Annotated in this window: 2 protein-coding genes and 1 pseudogene; 1 reads left to right on the top strand and 2 read right to left on the bottom strand. The window is 61.8% G+C overall.

The features are described 5' to 3' along the window. Together NW844_RS12730 and NW844_RS12725 are read right to left on the bottom strand one after the other, a co-directional pair. Positions 1 to 328 (bottom strand): annotated as a pseudogene (locus NW844_RS12730) (hypothetical protein); the annotation flags it as partial. 62 nt (positions 329 to 390) lie between these two features. Beyond that, positions 391 to 570, bottom strand: a complete 180-nt coding sequence (locus NW844_RS12725) for a hypothetical protein (protein ID WP_414336175.1) — start codon at positions 568 to 570, stop codon at positions 391 to 393. A 186-nt stretch (positions 571 to 756) separates the two neighbouring features. On the opposite strand from NW844_RS12725, the gene NW844_RS12720 reads away from it, so the two are divergent. Further along, a complete protein-coding gene (locus NW844_RS12720; RefSeq protein ID WP_414336173.1) occupies positions 757 to 2,034 on the top strand; it encodes a DUF4912 domain-containing protein in 1,278 nt (425 codons plus the stop codon). The last annotated feature ends 153 nt before the right edge of the window (positions 2,035 to 2,187 follow it).

Raw genomic sequence — 2,187 nt, 5'->3', positions numbered from 1 at the left:
CTTCTCCCTGGCCAGAACCCGAGCCACCGCCCCCGCTGCCGAACTGGCGCAACAAGTCCAAATCGAAAATCGGCCCTTCCAAGCTTGTGTTCTCGCTAGAAAACGCCGACTCTACTTCTACCTGGTCGGGAGTAACCGGGCGCCAGGGCGTTTCTTCCGGGAAGGGTTGTTTCTCAACCGCTGGGGCAGGGGATCCCCCTTGCAGGCGGTAAAGGGGAGGAAACAGGGTTTGTGCTTCGACAGCTTCCCCCGGCCAGACCAGGATCCCCAGCGCTGCCAAGATCGCTCGGATCCCTGCGCCTTGAGTTCTATCTTTCCACCACCTCATGCCCCCACCTCACGGCCTGAAAACCTGTGGTTTGCTCTGCAGCCGCCCACCCTTCCCCCATGCTACCCAGGCAGGGCCGGTTCGGTAGGGGATCCCGCGCAGTCCTCCCTTTGGCTGGAGAGCAGCGGTCGATGTTTTTCCCTCGTGCGGCGGGATCCCTGGCTCAAGATGGCTGGGAAAGCCAGGCGTTGATCCCCAGCGATCCCCAAGCTCTTGACCGCCAGGCAAAAATACGCAAACATGTGTTCATCATTCTTTGTGATCCCCGTTGATCCCGACCTGGAATCATCAGGGGTTGGAGAGTGCAAAGCAGGCCGTCACGCCAGTAGGTTCAAGGCTGTACTGAGCCACAAGCTGGGATCGGCCTTTGGGTTAGAAGCTGGAGCATTGCACAAAGCCTGAGTTGTCGAAGACAGGAGACCCTGACCATGCCACCAGAGCGGATCCCGTTGGAAGAAATGACCATCCGGCAGTTGCGAGAAGAAGCTGCCCGCTATCAGATCCCCAAGTACAGCCGTATGACCAAAGACCAGCTTATCGAGGCCATTCGAGAAGCCCAAGCCAAAACTGGCTGCCCCACCGATGCGATGCCGGAGCCCAGCGGGCAAGAGTCGGTTACCGGGACGAAGTATGTCGGCCAAGTAGCTAGCAAGCCGGATCTGGCCGATGTAGACAAGGGGCTGGGGGATCTGCCCGACGGCTATGGCGAAAGCCGCATTGTCCTGCTGCCGCGGGATCCCCAGTGGGCCTACGCCTATTGGGATGTGCCCAACGAAGCCAAGGAGAGCAAGCGCCGCGAGGGCGGCCAACAGTTGGCGCTGCGTCTGTACGATGTGACAGATATTGATTTCGACCGCCAACCGGCCCACAGCATGCAGGAGTACCCCTGCGACGAGCTGGCGCGGGAATGGTACTTGCCGATCCCGGTGAGCGACCGCTCCTATTTGGTGGAGATCGGCTACCGGACGGCAGATGGCCGCTGGCTGATGTTGGCCCGCTCGGCAGCGGTGATGGTGCCCCCGGTTTATCCTTCCGACTGGTTTGAAGAGCACTTCCTGACGGTGCCCTTCGACGTGGCACTGCAGGGCCGCACCCTCTACCAGCTCACCGAGCCCTACAAGCGCAGCGCCACCGGCATGGGCGTGGTGGCCTACAAAGGCGATGAGCCACAGCGGGAGGCGACGGCGGATCCCTTCCTGGATATGGTGGGCGGCTTCGAGGCAATGCGGGTGGCGGGATCCCTGTTTGGCAGCCACCAAATGGGCAGCCGTCAACTGGTGCCGGAGCAGGCCATCAGCTCGTTCATTATCCCCTCGGGTGTGGGTATGATGGGGATGGCTATGGCCGAAGTGCCTGCTGCTCCCTGGATGGCTTCCGGATCGGGCCTGGGGCTGTTCTCCGGCGCTTCCGAAGTCCTGCCGCGGCGCTCCCGCAAGTTCTGGCTGGTGGCTGATGCCGAGCTGATCGTCTACGGGGCCACGGAGCCGGATGCCACCGTCACCATCGCCGGGCGCAAGATCCAGCTCAACCCCGATGGCACCTTCCGTTTCCACATGGCTTTCCCCGATGGCAACATCGACTTCCCCATCTTTGCTGTGGCTGCCGACGGCGAGCAAAATCGGGAGATCCACATGACCTTCGACCGCCGCACCCTCTCCCGCCGCACCAACACCAAGGAGGAGGCCATCGAGGAGTTGTTGCCCTAGAGGATCCAACTTTTCGTTGCTTGCCCCCTGGAGCTGGCCGGGGGCTTTTTGTTGCCGAGTGAGAGTTATTTAACCGGTGATGCAACCCAACTCCCCTCTCCCTCAGGGAGAGGGGCTGGGGGTGAGGGGATCCCTCAGGGAGAGGGGCTGGGG

The sequence above is a fragment of the Synechococcus sp. H55.2 genome (genome assembly GCF_047462495.1).
In the GTDB taxonomy this organism is placed as follows: domain Bacteria; phylum Cyanobacteriota; class Cyanobacteriia; order Thermostichales; family Thermostichaceae; genus Thermostichus.
The sequence above is the reverse complement of the archived record's forward strand: the minus strand, read 5'-3'. Positions and strand labels throughout refer to the sequence as shown.